This window comes from Bradyrhizobium sp. HKCCYLRH3059 (assembly GCF_051168035.1).
Lineage (GTDB): Bacteria > Pseudomonadota > Alphaproteobacteria > Rhizobiales > Xanthobacteraceae > Bradyrhizobium.
Window position 1 is genome coordinate 533,642 of record NZ_JBNPUF010000006.1, and the last position, 21,350, is coordinate 554,991.

Annotated in this window: 13 protein-coding genes and 1 tRNA gene; 2 read left to right on the top strand and 12 right to left on the bottom strand. The window is 58.0% G+C overall.

Translation table 11 applies throughout. The features are described from left to right. The first annotated feature begins 257 nt into the window (after window positions 1-257). Window positions 258-347, top strand: a tRNA-Ser gene (locus ACQR13_RS21595). Between the two features lie 427 nt (window positions 348-774). On the opposite strand, the gene ACQR13_RS21600 is transcribed toward ACQR13_RS21595, so the two are convergent. The 8 genes from ACQR13_RS21600 to ACQR13_RS21635 all read right to left on the bottom strand — a co-directional run bounded on the left by ACQR13_RS21600 (window position 775) and on the right by ACQR13_RS21635 (window position 15,573). Further along, window positions 775-1,952 (bottom strand): IS3 family transposase gene (locus ACQR13_RS21600; protein ID WP_434863217.1). Its coding sequence is split into 2 segments (ribosomal slippage): window positions 775-1,635 and window positions 1,638-1,952, totalling 1,176 coding nucleotides; the frame shifts between segments, so codons are not numbered across the junction. Between the two features lie 230 nt (window positions 1,953-2,182). After that, on the bottom strand, window positions 2,183-2,860 hold the full coding sequence (locus ACQR13_RS21605) for a hypothetical protein (RefSeq protein ID WP_434863218.1): 678 nt from the start codon (window positions 2,858-2,860) through the stop codon (window positions 2,183-2,185). A 148-nt stretch (window positions 2,861-3,008) separates the two neighbouring features. Next, the gene (locus ACQR13_RS21610) at window positions 3,009-4,166 is read right to left on the bottom strand and encodes a 3'-5' exonuclease (RefSeq protein ID WP_434863219.1); all 1,158 of its coding nucleotides are present in this window, start codon (window positions 4,164-4,166) and stop codon (window positions 3,009-3,011) included. Window positions 4,167-4,192: 26 nt separating this feature from the next. Further along, window positions 4,193-5,548, bottom strand: a complete 1,356-nt coding sequence (locus ACQR13_RS21615; protein WP_434863220.1) for a hypothetical protein — start codon at window positions 5,546-5,548, stop codon at window positions 4,193-4,195. Window positions 5,549-5,608: 60 nt separating this feature from the next. Then, a complete protein-coding gene (locus tag ACQR13_RS21620; protein ID WP_434863221.1) occupies window positions 5,609-8,443 on the bottom strand; it encodes an ATP-binding protein in 2,835 nt (944 codons plus the stop codon). 9 nt (window positions 8,444-8,452) lie between these two features. Further along, the gene (locus ACQR13_RS21625; RefSeq protein ID WP_434863222.1) at window positions 8,453-11,362 is read right to left on the bottom strand and encodes a DUF1156 domain-containing protein; all 2,910 of its coding nucleotides are present in this window, start codon (window positions 11,360-11,362) and stop codon (window positions 8,453-8,455) included. Further along, on the bottom strand, window positions 11,359-14,871 hold the full coding sequence (locus ACQR13_RS21630) for a helicase-related protein (RefSeq protein WP_434863223.1): 3,513 nt from the start codon (window positions 14,869-14,871) through the stop codon (window positions 11,359-11,361). The genes ACQR13_RS21625 and ACQR13_RS21630 overlap by 4 nt, the downstream gene beginning before the upstream one ends. Window positions 14,872-15,306: 435 nt before the next feature. Beyond that, complete coding sequence (locus ACQR13_RS21635) at window positions 15,307-15,573, bottom strand: helix-turn-helix domain-containing protein (RefSeq protein ID WP_434863224.1); 267 nt, start codon at window positions 15,571-15,573, stop codon at window positions 15,307-15,309. A gap of 405 nt (window positions 15,574-15,978) precedes the next feature. Here ACQR13_RS21635 and ACQR13_RS21640 point away from each other — a divergent pair, with 405 nt between their 5' ends. Next, the gene (locus ACQR13_RS21640) at window positions 15,979-16,644 is read left to right on the top strand and encodes a hypothetical protein (protein ID WP_434863225.1); all 666 of its coding nucleotides are present in this window, start codon (window positions 15,979-15,981) and stop codon (window positions 16,642-16,644) included. A 452-nt stretch (window positions 16,645-17,096) separates the two neighbouring features. Here the strand turns inward: ACQR13_RS21640 and ACQR13_RS21645 are convergent, their stop codons facing one another. From ACQR13_RS21645 to ACQR13_RS21660, 4 genes are all read right to left on the bottom strand, one after another. Next, entirely contained in the window at window positions 17,097-18,107 is a 1,011-nt protein-coding gene (locus tag ACQR13_RS21645; protein WP_434863226.1) for a helix-turn-helix domain-containing protein, read from the bottom strand. Window positions 18,108-18,212: 105 nt separating this feature from the next. Further along, on the bottom strand, window positions 18,213-18,440 hold the full coding sequence (locus tag ACQR13_RS21650; protein WP_434863227.1) for a helix-turn-helix transcriptional regulator: 228 nt from the start codon (window positions 18,438-18,440) through the stop codon (window positions 18,213-18,215). Window positions 18,441-18,574: 134 nt separating this feature from the next. Then, the gene (locus ACQR13_RS21655; protein WP_434863228.1) at window positions 18,575-19,327 is read right to left on the bottom strand and encodes a hypothetical protein; all 753 of its coding nucleotides are present in this window, start codon (window positions 19,325-19,327) and stop codon (window positions 18,575-18,577) included. After that, on the bottom strand, window positions 19,324-20,532 hold the full coding sequence (locus ACQR13_RS21660) for a tyrosine-type recombinase/integrase (RefSeq protein WP_434863229.1): 1,209 nt from the start codon (window positions 20,530-20,532) through the stop codon (window positions 19,324-19,326). The genes ACQR13_RS21655 and ACQR13_RS21660 overlap by 4 nt, the downstream gene beginning before the upstream one ends. Between the last annotated feature and the right edge of the window lie 818 nt (window positions 20,533-21,350).

Here is a 21,350-nt window from a genome sequence, read left to right on the forward strand (position 1 = left end):
TTTACGACATCAAGCGTTGCGACACCAAGACTTGCTCTCGGGGAGCTTTCTCGCCCTGGCAGCGCTGAGCACCGCAATCTTGTGCTCCGGCCTGATGGCTTTTGCGCTCAGGTGAGCGCGGGCCTTGAGCTGAGGCCGTCCGGGCAGGCGTGAATGCGCCGTTGACGAGCCGCAAGCCCGCACCCTAAACAAGGATCGCGTCGATACCGCGCTGCCGTGGCGTGGACGTCGCCGACGTCCCGGACACGACGCCGGATGGAAGGGTGGCCGAGTGGTTTAAGGCACCGGTCTTGAAAACCGGCGTGCCCGCAAGGGTACCGTGGGTTCGAATCCCACCCCTTCCGCCAAATGGTGACGTAATCCATTGGTTTCATTGAAGCATTTATCGCCGTTCTAGTATGACCCCACATTGCGCCCCACGATTTTTCTTCGCTGGCGCTTGGATTACGGCGCCAGAAGAAGCCGATTTTCCTGAGGCAATGCGGTCGGCTTACACATGCGCTAGGATGCACCCCGCTCGATCGGGTCGATAGCTTCTATCCTCTGGCGCTTGGGCGTCACCCGCCACTCTACTTACTGAACTCAGCTCTCCGGTGTTCAGTTCGGTAACAGCGACGATTTCGACGGCGATCTCCGCCATCAAGCGCTGTGGCGGCGCCGCTCTCGTCACTGATCACCGACGCTCGATGACGGCTATTGATTACCCTGCTTCCGCTTTGCCCAGTGGGCTCGCGGCGAGAGCGGAATGATCTTCCCCCGAAAAAATGGACAGGGTTAAGCTGCTTTTAGTTCCATCTCGACGGGGCTGATATAGCCGATCGCCGAGTGACGACGGGTCCGATTGTAGAAGCCCTCGATATAAGCAAAGGTGTCACGGGCGGCTTCTGCCCGGGTTGCATAATGTGTTTGATAGACCTGCTCGGTTTTGAGCGTATGGAAGAAGCTCTCCATCGGGGCGTTATCATAGCAGTCGGCCTTGCGGCTCATCGACGGCTTGAACCCGACGGATTGCAACAGCTTGCGATACTCGGCCGAGGCATATTGAACGCCGCGATCTGAATGGTGGATCAGGCCGACAGCAGGTCGCTGCGCCGATATCGCCATCCGCAAGGCTGCCAACGGCAGGTCGGCTCGCAAATGATCCGCCATCGCCCAGCCGACAATCTTGCGACTGAAGAGGTCCATCACCACGGCGAGATAGAGCCAACCCTGATCGGTCTCGATGTAGGTGATATCGGCGAGCCAGATCCGGTTCGGCGCAGTGGCGACGAAGTTGCGATCGAGCAGGTTCGGGGCGATCGGAAGGTCGTGGCGGCCGTCGGTGGTCCGCACCCACCGTGGCCGGGCCATGATGGCCCTGATCCCGTGATGGCGCATCAATCGCTCGATGCGGCCGCGGCTCGCCCCGCGGCCCAGATCCTTCAACTCGCGATGGATACGCGGGCTGCCATAGCGTCCGCAGGTGTCGCGATGAACCCGTCTGATGTCGTCGACAAGTTCGCGATTGGCGGCCGAGCGCTGGCTTTCCGGGCGCGAGCGCCAGGCATAATAGCCGGCCGGCGACACTTCGAGCACCTCGCACAGGATCCTCACCGGGTAATCAGTGCGGCGATCTTCGATGAAGCGAAATCTCATTTCGGAACTCCAGCAAAGATCGCGATCGACTTTTTTAAAATGTCGCGCTCCATGCGCAGCCGCTCGTTCTCTCGCTGCAGACGAGCGACCTCCGCCGCGTGGTCCGCCGACGGCAGCGTCGCCTGCGTTGTGGGGCGCCGCGCCGCCGCCGTCGGCTCTCGGCCTGCCCCACGCAACTCCACCCAGCGCCGCAACACGGAATCGCGCAGGCCAAGTTCCTTGGCCACCGATCCGATCGAGCGGCCACTCGACGCCACGAGATCAACCGCTTGCCGCTTGTAGTCGTCCGTAAACGACCGACGTTGACGTCCTTCCATCCGACACCTCCTGGCTCCTCGAGCCTACTACAGGTGTCCATCAATTCGGAGGAGGTTCAGAATCTGGATCTCGCGCAACTCTTGATGATGGGCCGTTTGAAACGCGCCCCCTAGAGTAAGCAGCCCCCGGTGTCGCAAACAAAGTCATGCAGTGGCTTCGGATAACAGGCTAGGCCGTTGCGCCCTCATCGGGACTGTGGGGAAAAACGCTAAAGTGGACCAGCAGCGTACTAACTCCAAGAACCTGGCCTTACGGCTTCTCGAAACAATGCCAATTCGACAGAGTGCGGCAGTGCGCCCATTCTCGCTGCGCAGCGTGCGGCTTCTTCTATATAGACGCCGTACGACGTAAGTGCTTTTGAGTTGAAGTTTGACGACCCAAGGATTGCGCGAGTTCGCGGGAAATTGGCGGTCCAACGGCTGTTTGGAGCTGTGATCGCCTTAATGACATTCGAATCCAAGATCAACGCCGGCCCCTCGCGGAAAACAATCCGGGAGAAGTAGGCGATCTTCGTTGTAGTAGCGTACCCTACCCCCGCGACAATTTCGTTCAGACGTGCTATTCCCTCGGAACCTGGAACGAGGCTTCCCCTTAGTTCTTCGAGCAGGACAACAAATTGAGACGAAACCTCGAAAGCATGCGCAAAACTTTTCCAATCACCTCCGGGCCGGCTGCCACGAGGAAAGCCCCAAACAATCGCGGCGATAGCGGCAAGCTTACTGTTGGCGTCAACGATATGAAAAATATCACCGCGGGACACCTTCCCAGCTTTTGACCGAATTACCTGCAACACCGCATCTAGCCCCGGGGGGTCGGAAAGTAACGACCTATGCTTTTCCCACACCGCAGGATTGTGCGCCGACCCAAAGCTTAGGACGTCCTTGTCTGCCGGGATGTCAGCGTTCACCTTCCGTCTCCCGAAGAGTTTGGGCACATCCACCTTCAACCCGCGGCTGACGGTCTTACGGAGAGCGCCAAAAATTTGGTACATTAGGCCACTACGACCACATACGATCGACTCTTCGGCGTGCTCGTGGATGAAGGATCGGGCTGTATTAAGACGTTAACCGCCTTAGCTCGTCGGCAACGGTTGAACCGATAATCCGGTCGCTTCGTCTGCTGGCTCGCAAGTCCTCGAAGAACGATTTCATATCAGGCCATTTCAATCTGGCACCGGTACCGGCTGCTCGTAGACCACGCCCATCGACTACCTCAATGAGCTTATCCTGGGCATCCGAAGAGAGGCCGATCGCTTGAGAAGTATAGATGAACTCTCGGCCCGTAAGACCTCCTGTATCTTCAAGCTCTCTAGTCGGCTCGCATTCAGGGAGCCTGTCCGGAATCCCACGCATCAATTGCGGATCCAGGACCTCGAATTCATTCCAAAAACCGGTACCGATCGTTGTCGAAACGGCCTTGATCCAGGAGCTAATGGCGCCGTGAAAAGATAGGATGAGCTCCTTTCTTGCCCTGGTCATCGCGACGTAGAGCTTGCACGAGGTGCGGAACTCTTCTTCTTTGGGAGCGTCACGCGGCGGCAACACGCCATCCGCGCATTGAATGATGATCAGCGTATCGAACTCATATCCTTTGGTCTGCTCAAGATCGCAAAAAACGATGGGGACCAGGGTTGGATTGTAGGTCCCGTCCAACGCACTCACCCCGTACTTTTCCGCGAACATCGCGACATCTCGCGCCGAAAAGCCCGCGAACGCGATGCACGCGGATTTCGCGGTGTCGCTAAGACGGGTCTGGGCGTATTTGTAGGCATATGCGATCTCTTCCTCCAGCGTGTTCGCTGCGAGAGCCATTGGGATAGGCCCACTAAAGTTCGCAAACTTCGGGTCCAAGATCTCAAGGTCTTCATCGCCAATGATTTCTTCATGCAGATTGTTTTTGAGCACGTCGTATGCAGCGCGCAGTATCTCTCTCGAATTTCGGTAGTTTTGACGGATCCGCTCTCGGGTTACCAGCGATAATCCGGCCTCTGCAATTAGCCGATGTTTCGGCAGAATCGTTTGTGCGATGTCGCCGCAGAGGAAAATATCATTCAAACCAGATGGCACCAGACGTCTTACAACTCCAAGCTCGGTGGTGCCGAAATCCTGAGCCTCATCGACAAGAATGTTTGTGTACTCAGGTGCGATGTCGGAAAGATGATTGCTAAGAGCCGAGGTTAGCCCGAGATAATCAACAACGCCGACATTTCGCATTTTCCGCTCCCAGCCGGCCAGTCCCGTTAGCACATCCTCCTCCGCTCCTCGATGATCGGGAATTTTCGGCCCTTTCGTTCAATCGCTATATAGTCTTCGCGGCTGTGCGGCTCTACTGCGCTCCGAACCCAATCGAACTCTTCGCGGATATACGTTTCCGCACTGATCCCGCGCGCGGTGATAATGCGATGTACCGGAAGCAATACCTCTGCATCGCGGTTGTTGGTCCAGCAGCGGTAATATTCCCTAAACACCTCGTCCACGTGCTCGCCAAGTTTCCACGTCACATCTGCGTACAGCTTCTCGTTTTGGGGCTCAAACTTGATCAATAGATTTTGTGCAAGCTCAAAGAATGAAACGACGGTGATGCGTGATCGAACCTCAGGATCAATGCAAGCAGCATCGATCAGCAAGGTAAGCAAGCCGGCAAGGCTCCGGTTGAGGGTTAGCACCAATACATTCGAGCCGACAGACTGAGCGAGCCGGAGGGCGCGACGCACGCAGACGCATGTCTTGCCGGAACCTGAGACGCCAGAGAGCTGAGCAACACCAGGATAATCTTTATTGACGACCTTCTCTTGCTCTGGATGCAAATATAGGAACCACTCGTACCAGGCATTTTGCTTCTCGAAAGTGCGCAGCCACGTCTCGTATTCGGCAGACCCGATCCGAATTCTTCGAACATCTTCACCATCAAGGACCTCAATGCTCTCTGCCGGATCCCAATCCTCGAAGCTCTTGATGCGTCCCATGCTGAGGCCAATGCGAGCTTGGGCGCCATCATAGTTGCCTGCCAATAGTAACGAGAACACGGCTTGCACCAGTTCTGCCTTCTGTACGTCTTTGATGGAGGCTGCAATTGAGGCAACTTTTTGAGACGTGCTTTGCCCGTCCAACGCCTCAAGCTGGCGAGCAATACTCCGAGATACTCCATCCAGGAGATAGTCCATCTCATCGGTTCCGAGACGGTCGACTAGCGGCTGGTACTGGTGATCTGCAATATGATGGGTCGCGGCCAGGGTTTCGCCACCGAAGCCGGGAACGAGGATGGTCCTACCATCCTTAATCCCGAACAGCTGATTCTTGTGACCATTCAACCAACGGTTTGCATCCTCATGGTCGCCGACGAAAAGGAAGAAACAAGCGTTGTTAGTTTGTTGGGTAACCAATCGCCATCCGTCACCGAGATCGTATTTTACACAGCTTGGAAGTCGGGTCTCGCCGTGATTGGTAACGGGATATCCGGTGAAAGGATCTGGATAGGCGATGCCGCCCAAGATCGCCTTCACCTTGTTCGCGATCTTTTGGCTTCTACCGCCGGCTTGTGTCGCTGAGCTAAGCGATCGATCGAAATCTTTTGTTCTGAAATAGGAAATGGGCATTAATTAACGACCCCCCAATATATTCTCCCTAGCGTCGAGAAACAGGCGCCCTGTTGTCGTTTATTCCCAGTCTGCTGCTTTCAAGCCAAGGCTGCGCGCATTTTCGGAAATTGCTCGCTTGACGGCGTCACTCGCCCCATCAGGAAAGTCGGCTGAAATCTCCACGGTGAGCCGAATGTGCGCACTAGGATCCGACGCGAGCACAGACACGATCTCGTCAGCAAGCTGTACCAGCCGCATCTTAGCTGTGGCCGCCGGAACGTCGGCTGCACCGAAAAACGACTTCACCTTCGCTGGGGGTGGCACGAGTGGCTTTCCTCCCGGCTCGGACGCTCCTCCCATGGGTGAACTGCCGGGAAGCGGATACTCCGGCGTTGCGGCAGGACTCGTTACGGCTTGGCCGGGACCGGAAACGCCGGGAGGCGGTGTCGGGCGGATCGCTTCGGCATAGGCACGCGCCGCTTCAGGTTCGATCAGAAGCAGCGTGTCATCAAAGACAACGTGGCCGTTGCCCAAAGCGAATCCATCGAACTTGCCATCGGTCTGGCCGTAGGCTGTGCCGAAGAAGTCCTTAGTCTTCGCGCCGGCGTGGATCGCCTGCGCCAAAACCTCCTTCGATTTCAGGCGCGGCATGTATAGGTAACGCAGCGTGTCTTCTAAGAACACACTGGCCTTGGCGATCTGCTCGCTTTTCCAATAAAGTTCCTTGAGCTTGGTTCGCAGATGGATGGGCGACCACGCGGTGATAACTAGTTCATTGTCCGTACAGACTCGCTCAATCTCAGTGCCGGCCGCGCCGGTCGTATTGAGGGCGAACGCCTCGATCTCAGGCTTGGGGTCTGTCGGCGCATGTTGCACCGGGCAGAGAAGCCATTTGTAGCATTCGCGTACAGCGCGGGGCAGAACGTCCTCTGCGCTCTTGAGTTCTTTTTCGGCCTGATTCTTTTGTAAAAGGTCAATGTTAAGACGGCCCTCCTTCACGTCGTCGACTATGGATGCCCATGCGAGCACCACGCGGGCCACGTCGGCTAAGCGCGATAGCGTGGCGTGATCCGGGGCAAGGAAGATCAAGCGATTGGCTCGATAGCGCGGCTTCGGTCCATTCTTGGTGATGAAGCCGAGAACGGTGTCGAAGGCGAGCCGGGTTTCCTCCTTGGAGTACCAAGCCTCGGGCGGTAGGACGACCAGACGCAAGGCGCTGTCGTCTGGCACGTCGGCATGCGGTGTGAAAGTGTGGACGCCGTCAAAAAACGATACGCTGCCGACGGCCTTTTTTACGGCCTCGGCAATCCGACCGCGCACTTCGGTCTTGTCGTCGAACCTCCTTTTGCGGTCTTCCATTTCGCGGCGAAGATTGGCACGGGTGTCGAACCAAAAGCGCGTTGCGTCCTGGCTCTTGTCGCCCGAAGCGTTGAGGTAATGAAGTTGGTCGGCAAGCCGGCTAAGCGCGTCAGCGAAGACGGATGAAGTCTGTCCCGGCTGCAAACAGCCAAGGATAATGTGGGCGCGGTCAAGCCCGCGTGCGACGGTCTTGGACACAACGGACGATGGTGCACTGCCAAGAAATATTGTTCGCGCGATACGCCGCGCCGCGCCAACCTGACCGAAGCGCGGTTCTCGGCTCTCAAGCGCGGTAGTTTCCGAGCGCTCACCGTCAATGTCGCGCTCGATCACGGCATCCCAGCCGGCGGGGAGGTAGTATGTGAGTTCGTTGCGGCTGCTGCCGTCATGAAGCGGCAGGCTTCCGGGCGTGATGAGAAGGTCTTTGTTGTCGTCCTTCCACAGGCGATAGATAACCTTGGCCATGAGCTTAAGGACGCCGCGTGTGCGCTGAAATCCGTCGACAGTCGTCCAGTCCTCATACAGCCGGTCGAACACTTCAGGATGGATAGGATAGGCTCTCAACAGCCGCTCGTAATAGCGCCGTTCCTGCGTATCGGCGGGAAGCTTCACGCCTTCGCCGACATAGAGGTCGGCAAAGGCGCGGCAGACGATTTCGCGGGCCCTTTCATCTCGCACCGGTTCGAATAGGCGGCGGCGCACAATCTCGAACGCTTCCTCCGTGGCGACCGGCTTCCAAAGCGCCTGCACACGCCCAAAGGTCTTCTCAAGAGCGCGCAAAGCGGCAACGCCACGTTGGCTCCCGGCTTCAAGATCGGATTCCGGCAGCGACGCAAGCACGATGGCGCGCGGGACCAGCTTCACGGCCTCGGTGAGGGCCTGCACGAAAGAAAGATTGCTATCGTAGCTGCCGCCGCTGATCGCCTGCGATTCCGGGAATTGCCGGACATAGGCCACAAGCTCGTCGATAAGCACGACGCAAGGCGCACATTTCTCAAGAAGCGAACGCAGCACATCCTTACCGGGCGAGGTTCCGGTGGAGTCCGCATCGGCCAGAAGCGCATAGGCTTCAGCGCCGCCAAGCTGCCAGGCGAGTTCGCCCCAGATCGTCTTGATGGACTGGCTGCCGCGCTTCCACGCCTGACCCGGCGCATGCGCAGTGCCATCAAGCACGGCGACGCGCGCCTGCGGCACCTCCATCAGCCCAGCTTTGTCGACAAGCGCCGGGATGCCGGCAAGTTCTGATAATGCGCATTTGCGCGTGGCAAGATGATAGACGGCAAGCATGGTGTGCGTCTTGCCACCACCAAACGCGGTCTGAAGTTGGATAACCGGCTCGCTGGCCTTGCCGACAAGCCGTTGCGCCACCTGCGTCAGCAGAAGCGCCATGCCTTCGGTAATGAATGTCCGGTCAAAGAAGGCGACCGCATCCTGATACTCGCGGCTGGCCTTGCCGGTACTGACAGCCGTGATGTCGGCGGCGAACTCCGATTGCTGGAAAGTCCCTTCAAGAACGTCTTGATGGGGAACAGCAACTTCCCTCCAAGGTTTCATATCAGCCCCTCAGCCGAACAACTCAGCCTGGCTCGCCTTCGGGACCGCTGCGGCCGCGGATTCAATGGCGCTCCAGCTCGTTACGATTTCATTGTAGCCGCGAGCATCCTCGGCCCAGCCTGCGCGCTCGCACAAGGTATAAAGACGATAGGCGAGCTGCCGTGTTGCTTCAGCCTTGTCCGCGACCGACGCCAGCATCTTGCCCGCGCCGCTTTCCCCTTCCATCCTGAACACCTGAATCAGGCGGTGCAGAGCCTCCCACACCGGCAGCCGGTCAGTGTCGGCCGGATTCCACTCGGAATCGTATTCGCTCCACCTAAACAGGCGCACGATGCCGCCGGAGGCGAACAGCACGCCCGACCGCTTCACGCCATCAACACTGGTGCCTTTCCCGCGTGCCAGAACGTCGGCATCGCCGAACTTACCCTCTTTCCACCCGAACTGCTCAAACCAGTGCAGGCAGAATTGCGTATCGTGATCAAAGTCGTCCTCGGCCAGGAAGCGATTGATAAGGCGCAAAGCCGTTTGCACGGTCATCGGTGTGCCGTCCGCTTCGAGCACGGCGGCGTATTTGGAAAAAATTGCCATGCCGGGACCGATGATCGCCTGCGACAAATCCACCGGCGCCACTGGCGAGCGGTCATCGCCGGAGCCACGCGTCATTTCATCAAGCGCTTCAGGTAGTATTTGATTCAGTTCGCGCAGAAAGGCGCGTCGCGAGATTGTCTCGGCCGTCGCCGGGCGTGGACGACATACAAGAACAATGCTGGACGCAAGGACGTTGTTTCCTGCGCCGATCATGCGGTTTTCAAGCTCCGTTCGCATTGGCCAAGTGCCAGTGAGAGCAAATCCCGAGCGGATTACGGCATCCAAAAACGTCTCCCAGCCTGTACTCGAAGTTCCTTCGGCGGTTTCAGTTTCGGCTTGCTTGAAGGCGTAGTAGATGGTCACGGGAGACGAAGGATGCGCCTGTTTGCAGAGCCCCCGCATCGCCTTCGTCATACCATCGAGAAAGAATGCCTCGGCCTTAGCCTTATCGCCATGGCGGTATGGTGTCGCTACAAGTTCTTCCGCTTTCGGCACAGAAAGGGTGGCGAATAGTTCGGGAAAAACCGGCTTAAGGGTACGCCTTAACCAGACATAGAAGAAGTCAGACAGCTCGGCATAGCCAATGTTGTCGTAATAGGGTGGATCAGTTGATACAACCTTACCAGCACTTAGCGATTGGTTCTGCGCATCATCTTGTACTGCATGCGCACTGGCTCTGCTCATAGCACCCGCGGCGGAGAGCAGGTTTTCGTAGGTGTACTTGACGGCGTTCCCCCAGCATATCGCCTTAGTCCCCAGAAGATTGGACTCTGGGAAGTCCCAAGTCATCGGCAAAGCCTGCCGCTTGTATGTCTGCATGACCTGTTCGCCAGAAGGCTTCCAGGTCGCAATTGAACTTCCGTAATCTGCTAATCTGTCTATTGCAAAGGCCAGATACACTCCCACTGCTTCACTGTAGGCGCGAGCACCCGAACCGCCGGCGTTGAGAGCAATGCCCTCGTCCATTCCCGCAACGATAGCATCCCGGGTAATTCTACTATTTGCCTCCACTACGAGATCGCCCAACGTAGTCAACGCCACGAGTTGGCGAGGTGTAAAGAGATCGGCAAAGGTAGTCAGGCCATAATTGGGTGTCTTGAAATCGCGAGGATTGTCTGGAAGTGCAATCTCCGGCTTCCATTCTGGGCATGCTTCGAGAGCCACAGCCTCATGGGCTGGTGATGGAGAAAGATACACCCGGCCCCTCGCACCCTCCGCTATAATCGCCATCAATCGTGTACCCATCCGACCGGCTTTCCCCTCAGATCGGATGTGATTGTAGTCAACGGGCACGCCGGACAGCAGGCAGCGAAAAGCGGCACGCTTACCAGCAGTAGTTCCTTCTTTCGCACCGGGCGGAGCTTTCCCAACCTTTACGGTGAAGTCGTAACCGCCACCTTTGATGACAGGCTGGACGTAGGCTTCTTTCCCGGCTTTGCTTGCCAGGATAAATGTCGAGGCTAGCGGTACATCGACGTGGCGAAATGCTGGATTGGGGCTTTTGACGGTCCTTACCCAAATCCATGTAAGGACATTGAGCTTTTGGCCGACGAGAGGTTTCAGATCAGGCCGTTCCTTGGCCATATCCGCCGTGATCTCGATCGGGGGATAAAGGTAGCCAATGCGCTTCTTTGCTTGTTCCTGTATCCATTGGCCGTAGTAGCGCACGTCGTCAGCAAGGCCCTTAGCGCCCTTCCATTGATGTCCAACTAGATCTGGCTTGCCGAGTGCTGGCGCGTTCACCGGCGGACGATCTGCAAACTTCGGCGGAATCTCGATCATCGCCTTGTTGATAAGAACCGCAACCGGATTGAGGTCAGACGCATAGGCTTCCAGCCCCAGGCGCTGCGCCTCAAGCGGCAGCCCGCCTCCGCCGGCAAAGGGATCGTGAAAGGCCGGTAGCTTGTCCGGATTGAACCATTCCGCCGCCTGCTGATGATCCTTGTTGAGGTCGCAGGTTTCGCGCCAAGATTTCCGGATTTCGGCGCGAGCTTTTTCGAGTACGGCTTCGTTGGTGGTGTTCTCCCACTTCACTAGGTCTTTGATAATGGCGAACAGCCGGTTACGGCTCGCGGCCCAGCTTGCTTTGATATTGTTGGGCGGAACTTCGCCCGGATGCTCAAGCTCCCACTTCCAGGAAGGGTCGTTGACCATCTGCGCAAAGATCACAGCGCGTGCTGCCGCCAGCGGGCGCCGTGCCCACCATAGATGCAGACCGCGAGGATGTGCGCCAATGCCAGGTTGCTTTTCGTGAGCGCAGGCGGCATTGATCGCGTCCAGCGGCAGCGCGACTTCGATCAGTTTCTTAGGAGCTTTGATAGCTACCATCATTGCCCCTCTGCCTTGGCGAGCAGATCGCCCAAGCTGAAATTGATGGAAGCAATACCCCAGCCAGGTTCGCGGTCAAAGGGGTTGCAAATGTAATGTGGGCCATCGATCGCGCCGTCATCGCCAATGAGGGCGATGGCAAGGACGAACTTATCGCCTTGATTGAAAGCGTAGAGCATTTCGTTCCGGGTGACGGTGACAGTGCTGGCCCCCTTCACGCGGCCCTTGACTTCGATATGGCGCGGATCTGGCTGCTTGCCATCAATCAACGGCGGATATGAACTCAAGTCCCACCCGCACTTGGCGGCCGACACATCGACGACGCGGCAGCCGCGCGCCTCCTCGGCTTTCTGCACGGCCTTCATGGCAAGCTGCTCGATGCGCGAGCGCGCCGCCGGATCGGCGGCGAAGGTCGTAGCGGCTGGATCGACCGGCTCATCGCCGCGGAGCTTGTTCATGAGTCCGGCCGGAACGATCAGCGCCGTGCCCAGCACAACCGGGGTGCCATTGACGACATGGCGCATGGCTTGCAGCTCTTTCTTGCGGTTCTCAAGGCGGCTTTGCAGGTCGGCAAGCGTGCGCTCGACATTTTGAAGATTGAGGCGGACATCCTTGCCGGCCTCGCCATCCTCCTTGAGCTTAAGCCAGCGGTCCTGCCAGAAGGCAATTTCCTTGCTCAGGCGCTCATGGACGGCGCTAAGCGTCTTTTCTACATGGGCGATACGCCGCTGCGCCACTTCTCCATAATGCTCCGGCACCAGCGTCGTCGCAGCCAGCGACAAGGCGCGCTGTTCCTGACCCGAGGCAAGCCACGGCGCCTTGAGCGTATCCTTGAGCAAGCTGCGCGCGCTCTCGGCCAGCGGCTCAAGATCAAGATGCGGAGCCCATCCGGCGAATTCGGCCTTGCCGTCCGGCCCGACGCGGACAAATTGCAACCGCCTCGACAGCACGGTACCGTCGCCGGATTTGATTTCGTGGGTGAGAAGAAACAGCAGCGCTGGGGCGAGCCCTTCATCCGCCGGATCGACCAGAACTGCACCCTGCCGCAGGAGGTTAGCGTGTTGTTCCAGAATTATGTCCGACATGGCGAGCATGAGAGGATGGCCGGGGTGCATGAGAACCGCGCGTTCAAGCCCCGGCTTATCGAGCGGTTGGATAGCCTTCCGCTCAAAACAGATTCGGCTGTAACGCCGTAGCACTGGCTCATGCTCGCGGCGATTCCGTCCGGTCAGGCGGCGGTCGCGCTCGCGGATCGCCGCCGGTATGTGGGTGATTTCATAACGCCCGGCCTCCCGTGGGTGCGCTGTGCCGCCAAGGGCGTCGAGCGCCTTCGTGAAGAAGGCGCGGACGAAGAAGGGCTGAAGGCGCCTTGCTTCGGCCTTTTCCATTTCCTCCTTCACGGCGAACAGCCGTTCGGGGCTCATCGTTTCCTGTGCCAGCGCATTGCGGTCGAGCAAGGATTTCAGATGATCGCGGTCAAGCACCTGGTCGATTTTCTGCGTCAGGCGAGCGCGCACGTCGGGCCGGTCACCATAACGAATGGCGTCGATCAGTAGGTCTTTAAGGCTGGTGCCCTCGAAAACTTCGCCGAGAATGTCGAACACGCGGCCCTTGAGCGCGTCGCTCTCCACTCGGAGTTTTTCTAGAAGACGGTGATACACAGCGCCTTCGCGGGTTTCCTTGGCCACCAGATTCCACAGATGGCAGACTTCGGTTTGCCCGATGCGGTGGATGCGGCCGAAACGCTGCTCCAGCCGGTTCGGATTCCACGGCAGGTCGTAATTGACCATGAGGTTCGCGTTCTGAAGGTTCACGCCTTCACCGGCGGCGTCGGTCGCCACCAGCACGCGGACATCGGGATCTGATCGGAATAGCGCCTGCAAGCGGCGGCGCTCGTCACGATGCGTGCCGCCGTGAATGGTGACGATGGCATCAGGATTGCCAAGGACGCCGGCAATCTTCGCGTGAAGATAGTTCAGCGTATCGCGATGTTCCGAAAAGATGATGATCTTGCGCTGCCGCCCCGAAGCATCGTGCATTTCGGGATTATTCTGCAAAATCCTGGACAGCTCATCCCACTTGCGATCCTGCCCCGATCCGACCACGGATTTGGCCTGCTTCTCAAGGCCCTTCAGGATGATTATCTCGGCCTCAAGCTCGGTGACGGTCTTAGCCGCGGTCGCTTCATCAATCAAATCTTCTTCAAGTGATTCTTGTTCTTCGGCGCTCAGATCGTCATCGTCTTCGGGAACATCGGGAAGCGTTTCCGCGATAGGCTGGCGACCTCTGATGCCCAGCTTTAGTTCTTGCAGCCGGTTCTCTAGCCGCTCACGACGGCGCTTGAGCGACTGGAAGATCGCCTCGGGACTAGAGGCGAGACGCCGTTGCAGGGCAGTCAGCGCAAAGCCAACCGAGCCCTTGCGCGCGCCTTCGAGCTGGTCGGCCTTACCCATTTCTGTCTGGACGTAATTCGTGACGGCATCGTACAGCGCTGCTTCAATCTGTGAGAGTTCGTAATTGACGGTGTACGCTTTACGCTCAGGAAACAGCGGCGTCCCGTCGAACTTCAGGAGTTCTTCCTTGACCATGCGACGCATGAGGTCGGAAGGATCGACCTTGTGTACCCCGTCGCGGAACTTTCCGTAGAACCGATCCGAATCCAACAACGACATGAAAAGCTGAAAATCTGCTTCCTTGCCGTTGTGGGGCGTGGCCGTCATCAGCAGCAGATGGCGGACATGGGTGCCCAGCTTCTCGGCGAAGCGAAAGCGCGCGGTCTTCTCGAGCTTGGACCCAAAATAGTGCGCGGACAGCTTGTGAGCTTCATCGAACACGGCCAAGTCCCAGCCCGGCGCGCAGAGCTTGTCCTGCAGTTCCTCGTTGCGGGAAATCTGGTCCAGGCGGACGATCAGGCGCGGAAAGTCATCGAATGGATTACCGCTCGGCGAGGTCTGTTCCAGCAGCGTGGAAAAGACGTGAAACTCCAGCCCGAATTTTTCGAACAGCTCGTCGCGCCACTGCTCGACTAGGCTACCTGGCGCGACGATCAGGATGCGGTGCGAGTCTGCGCGCATGATCAGCTCGCGGATATAAAGACCCGCCATGATGGTCTTGCCTGCGCCCGGATCATCGGCGAGGACGAACCGGAGTGGCTGCCTTGGCAGTAGCGACTCGTAAACGGCGGTGATCTGGTGCGGCAACGGCTCGACGTTCGAGCTGTGCACCGCCATCATCGGATCAAAAAGGAAGGCGAGGTCGATCCGCTTGGCCTCGCATGCGAGCTGAAATGCACCGCCATCGCCGTCAAAGGAAAACGGGCGCTCGGCGATGGCAATACCGATTGCGGATTCGTCGACGCGGCCCAGCAGGCGTTCCTTCATCGCGCCGTCAGGTGTGCGGTAAATAAGCTGTACCGAGTCTTCCGCGAGCGGAACCAGGGCGACCACTGATACGACATCTGCGGGTTCGATTCCCGAGAGGCTCTGCCCGGCAGCAAGCTCTTCAAGCTTCATGCGCTCCACCTCCCTTGCCAGACCCAGTCTCGCAAACTTCGGACAAGGGTATCCATCTCGCTTTCGTTAGACATCAACACAACCTAGAATGATTCGAATGATTAAACCTGACCGCGAACGTCACTCAACTGAAAATTTGACCATTGCCGCAACCACTTCGGTCTAGCCTTTGATTGCAGGAGACTTCTCGTGCGTTCGAGGCAGGCTAGCCCAACCGATGCTCAGAAAGCTACAGTTTGGACCTTCCGCTGCATGGATTTCGGTCGGAATCACTAGCTTCGAAGACGTGGGTGAGGACGTTTCGCAAAAGCAGCTCCATCAACTGCCACTTTCGGGTCCTCCACCCAAAGAGCGTCGCCAGAGACGCCGAAAGGCGATCGGCCGCCGAACCCGCTCCCTATTTCTGGCGATTCGCCGTCCACTTGCGAGAGCCCCTCATCGCATTCGAGGCCGCCTGCCCCCCTTCAACGGCTGCGGCGCCGCCTCTCCCTTGACTGGAGGGACGAACAGTTCGGGTATTGAGACCTGAAGTGCTCCCGCTAGCTTCTCGAGAATCAGCACCGATGGGTTTTCTAACCCTCGCTCAAGACGACTGACGTAAGTCCGATCGATCGCAGCGTCGACGGCCAGCGCCTCCTGCGAGAGCCCGAGCCGAACACGTAACCGTCTGATGTTTCTGGCAACCAGCGCCTGCGCCCTCATCGGCGCAAGAAACTGCTGCGGGGACTATCAAACCACGGACAATAGTGCTACTATTTAGCCGCCGTCCAGACCGCAAGCAACAATGAAGATTTTCTACGCGATATCCAAAGGCAGCGTTCCGTGGCGAAGCTTATGGACCATAGCTTCGATCGTAATGGCCCTAAACGTCTGTGGAGCTCTGATCGATGGCCGTTCCTTGGGGGCGGCCGTCATCTTCGGGTTCGCCGCCGGACCTGGGTGGCTCCTTTGCCTGACGATCGTCGGCCTTCTTGGGAGCCTCCGATCTCGGCAGAGCGCTGAGGATCATCAATGTGCGACTAGTCCCGCAAGCGAAGGATGAAGAACCGGCCGATCAGAAGGGAAATGATTCGAGCTCATTTGGATCAGCTCACGCGCAGCTTTCCCATGCAGATGCCGATCGCGCTCGATCAACTGAAGCGACAGCACCGCGACCAAGACTATATCGAAATGGTCAAGTTCGTGCGCAACAGCATGAAGCTTGAATTGCGCGTCCGCGTCGGGCTTGTTAGCTCGGGTGGGCCATCGAAAGCGCCTGCATGGGTGTCACGGCCAGTGCCGATGCCTTCGTTTGGAACGCCCGAGTTCCGGCAGACTACTGCCACCATCTATCTTAGGCGGTCGTTTCTTCAACAGAGCAGTTGCGCAGTGGTCACGATGGCCATTGCGCACGAGCTCGCGCACCTTGTATTGGACAGCACAAGCCACCCATTGCATGGCTCCGAGCAAGCGGTTGATCTAACGGCGATGCTCCTCGGATATAGAGACATCTACCTGGACGGAGGTCGATATAATGAGATCCGTCCCCGTTCTGTTCACGCGTTTATTATACGTCAGCTCAGCGCGCTTTTCTTAAGGACGGAGGTCCACGAAATCTATACCGTGGGCTATCTCAGCCCGGAAGAGATCCAATACGCTGGGAAGCTATTAGGTGGATCTGCAAAGATATTTGATCCATCGACCCTAATGTATACGATTTCGGAATCACTTTTCAGGATGGCTTTGGTTGGAGCGATTTTTCTTTCCATTTTTTTGGCCATTTTTTCGCACTAGAGCATGAATTGTCCGCACAGCCAACCTTTCGGTCAAGCTTACCGAACAAGCCGACGGTGATCATGGGGTAGCAAACTGCCGGCTTGCTCGCGAGCTTGTTTGACGATTGCGCTCCGCACAAGCGGCATGACGCTGACTGCTGGACTGCTGGCGGCCTACGCCGGATGCTTACGTTTCAAAGCTTCCAGCGGAGAAGGTCTGAGGGCCGCTCCGATGGACGCACTAGCATCCGTCCGGAATGCTCCAAGCATACGCGAAGCAAACCTGACTTAATGCGTCGCGCTTCGAGCATAGTCCGGTCTGCTGGTCTGTCATTCGGCCCACGAAATCTGAAGGCCGATGGACATCGCCCTGGCACAGCTGAGGAGCTGACGATCTAGAGCAGTGTGCAGACGAGATGAGCAACTACAGTAGCCCATCTTGCTCCTGACACAGTCAACCGTTGTGACATGTCACAGTGTGACATGGGAATCGCTTTGTGTCCCACGGGCCACGTGTGCCGTTCCGGGTCTGTCGATCCGAACGTTGGTCCCTTCACATGGGGCGAGACGGTGCTGCAAACGCCCTCTAAGGCGACATCCGTGGTTTGGTCCTTCAGCAGCTATAAATCCGTACTTCATCATCAGGCGAGGGGGTATACGGCAGGAATTCGATCCGGGCTCGCCGCCGAAAGTGCCCACGTGTTTCGTCCAATGTCCGGTACTTAGAAAGACTGCCAACACATCGTCCCAAGCCTTTTCGCTAATTTGGCTCTGATCTTCCTCTACGTTGGACCGACCTAGACGTTGAGGTTGCGATCGAGCGGCTAGCCGATTGGCATCCTCGTCAACCCAAAGCCGAAAGCGGGAGCTCCAGTCGCGGCTAAGCGCTTGCTTGCCCGCAACCTGACGATGGTGAGCTCGGAACCGCTCCAGAGATCGCTCGGCGGCATCGCCGGATCCTAGCTGGCTGATTGCGAAGGCCAGGGATTCTTCGGTCGGTCTGAAATCCTTTGGTATCGGCGTCGCCTTCGCGAGCGTCTCCTCTGCAGGTTCAATGAAAGGATCTTTGGAAGGATTCTGCCGCATTGTGCGGCTTGGCTGCGCCGCGCGACGCGGCCCGGCCGCCTCGGATGATGCGGCATCCTCCTCTTTCAGCTTGCCGCAATTTGCGGCTTGGTTGACCGTGCCGCACGGTGCGGTCGGGTTGGCTAAGGCTTCCAAGTTGATTCGGTAGGACAAGGAAGCCCAATGGCCTTTGCGGCGCTCCTTCTCGGCTTGAATGAATCCGTTGGCCACCAGGAACCGGATCTGGCGTTGGACGGTATCCGGCGAAAGCTCCGTTATCTCTGCGACAACGCGTTGACTCGGAAAGCAGCTTCCGCCCGTATCATCTGCGAAGTTTGCCAACGCGAGGAGAACGGCCTTGGCGCTAGACCCGCCAATCCGCGTCTTCTGGACCCTGGCTGTGACTAACCAGCTCATGTCAGCCTCTCCCCTGCGCTTCGGGAGCACTCAGCTGGACGGGAGCTCTCTAGCAGAGAGATCGTCACTTGGGCGGTGATCGCCTCCTTTGCGAGCTGTGTCATGTTAGTCGGCGCCCCGCTCGATCAGATTCTGGATGTCGGCGACACGCCAAGCAGTGATGCGCGGCCCAAGCTTAACTGGCTTTGGATAGCGTCCTTCCTGGACTCCCTTCCACCAAGTGCTTCTTCCTACGGGGATCGGCCCCACAGGAGCCAGGATATCGGCCAACCGCACGTAGCCGACGCGATTGGACCAGATCTCGGCTGGACGGGATTGCTTAATGTCAGACATTGCTGAACCCTCTTGGAGATGAAGGTCAGCGGATCGCTCATTCAAGCCCCAGGCAGAGGACCCATTGCTGAAAATGGGGAAAACAAAAAATTCTCGCTGTAATTACAAGTGCTTATGAGCTATACGAAACACCTCTATTCAGATGGTTTTGCACCAGTTTTGTTGTGCTTGGTGGGTGTGGCAAGCGTCCGGCGTCGCTGGACAATGCGGTACCGAGGATCGCCGGTTTCGTTGTACAGCTGATCGACTGCACGCTTCAGCGTGTTGCGCTTTGTTGGTACACCCTTTGAAACGAGCAAATCCGCTAACGTGGCGACGGTCATCGTGGCGGACCAGCTCCCCTCCTCAATGCGCGCAATAATAGACGTACGCAGTCCGTCCCTCTGCTTCGATGGTCTCCCGATGCGGGACTTTTTACTTCCACGCTGAGACGGCCATCGTCCCCGGCTTTTTTGCTTATCGTACCAGGCGTCGAATTCACTTTTTTTCAGGTACATCGGCGAATTGGACAGCCCAGCAAACAACTCGGGCGCGACAACACTGTTGCGGAGAAGACCAACCGGGGGCCGGATCGCTTCATCCGGGAGACTGCCGCGTATCCTAAGCAACTGGCCCAAAACATCGAGCGGGACCTGAAGCGGCCGATGCCCTTCATTCGTACCTAGAGGGACGAATACATTTACAGAGAGAACGCCGGACGTAATCGCTGCATTGACCGCCGCAGCGGCCGTTTGCTTTTGAACGCCGAATCCAATTGATGCTCGGCGATAGTATTTCTTTGCGATCTCAACAGGTTTCGGGCGCTTAAGGTCACCACCATACATGCCGCGCTCGAGGCGTGCGACCGCTTCGGAGATCAACAGGAACTCCGGATCGACCTCGCTCATGAGCTCAAGTGGCGCAACGGAATGATTTCGGCGCCTGCGGCGGTTGCAAATGCGGCCCAAGTCGTCATCAGCTCGCGCCGCTTTTCCAACAAGTCACCTCGTCGGTATGCCGCCTCGGTCTTGTCCTTCACAATATGAGCGAGGGCGGCCTCACAAATGTCACGCGCGAAGTTGGTGCGCTCCGATGCCCAGTCCCTGAAAGCCGATCGGAAACCATGCACCGTGCAGTCTACCTTCAGCCGGCGCACCATCATCAGCAGGACCATATTCGACATCGGCTTGTCGTTCGACCTGCCAGGGAAAACGAAGTCGCTGCCAGCAGCGAGGACCTTGGCCCGCTCCAGGATCTCGACGCAGCGGGTTGCTAACGGCACCCGGTGGTCCCGGCCCGCCTTCATTCGGTTCGCCGGAATGGTCCAGGCCGTCCGGTCGACGTCGATCTCGCTCCACTTCGCTTCGAGCACCTCACCGGTGCGCGCTGCGGTCAGGATCAAGAACTCGAAGGCTAGGCTGGCAATCGTCGGCTCGGGATCGTGCAGCTTCCGGATGAACGCCGGCACGTCTGCGTACGGCAGCGCCGCAAAATGACCTTTGCGGTCGGGCTGCCGGGGCAATGCCCGGTTGATGTCGTCGACCGGATTGTCCCCCGACCGGAATCCGGCGGCCTTGGCCCAGTCGAGCACGGTCTTGATGCGCTGGCGCACGCGGCGCGCGGTCTCCGGCTTGGCCAGCCAGACGGGTGTCAACGCCTTCAAAATGTCCGGCGTCTGAACCTGGTCGACCTTGCGGTCGCCGAACACCGGAAAGGCGTAGGTCGAGAGTGTATTGATCCATTGGTCGCTGTGCTTGGCATTTTTCCAAGCTTTTGTATGATCCTTGTGGACGGATTCTGCCGCCTCAGTGAAGGTCGGCACCACTCGCTTGGCCCGGCGCTTTTCGGCGATGGGGTCGCCATCGTCGCGGGCGATTTTCCTGTATTTCTCAGCTTGCTCGCGGGCCTCGGCCAGCGAGACGAGCTTCAAACCTCCCAGACCGATGTCACAGCGCTTACCACGCACAACGGTGCGCAGCTCCCATCGCTTAGCTCCGGACTCAGTTACCTTCAGATAGAGGCCATTCCCGTCCGCGTAGCGGCCTGGCTTCTTCAGTGACCTGATCTTCAACGCAGTCAGCGCCTTTTCCGGATGCTTCTTTCGAGTTCGCATGCCTATCGTTCCCGCCTAGCTCGCAAGAGCTAAGACCCCACATTTAACCCCACATTTTATGTGGGATCGTGCAGCATTTGGCAAGACGATGCTGACCGACCGAATTCATGAAGTGCCTGAGAAATGGGGATAAATTGTACATCACCAAACGTCGCTGGACACCAGATCGGCGGACACCCCTTCCGCCAGTCCGGAACAGAACTGCGCACCCCGCCTGTAAGCCGATTCTACGCCCGAAATGGCGGCGAGCGTTCTGAGCAAGTTGCTCTTTGGACCCATGATTCGGGCCTCCCGGTCGTCCACCTCAACCCGCTGGGCTAGGCGCGAAGACGATCGCGGCGATATCCCGCCTTCGATTCGCATCCGCTTACGGACCGTAGCAGCGAATTTGTGTAGCGCCGTTGTGGTGATTGGCTCTCCAACAAGGCGGATGCCGGAAACCTCATCACTCTGCGGACAAATGTCTCCGTGCCCGCACAGCGGGATAGCGTTCCTACGTGCAACGCCAGCGCTGGTTCATAGTCGTCGGTCCTGATGCCGAATTAGCGACCAGGGCGCAAGCTTTCGCCACGGCTCTAACGTCCGTTCCACGAGTCCAAGCTCGGCTCGATGGTCTCAAGTGAGCGTTCCGCCAAGCATACCATCGTCACTGGCGGCGACCATAGAACGCCGGCCGGCTCAGTGCTAAGTTTGATCAACCGCGTGTCAAATGGAGCCGTTGGCTGCGAGGTTGAGTACCCGTGACCTTGCCCCCAAGTTTTATCCAGATCTGAGTTCGTTCGGGCGGTTTGATGTGCCCATCCGGGCGGTCGTAGCGG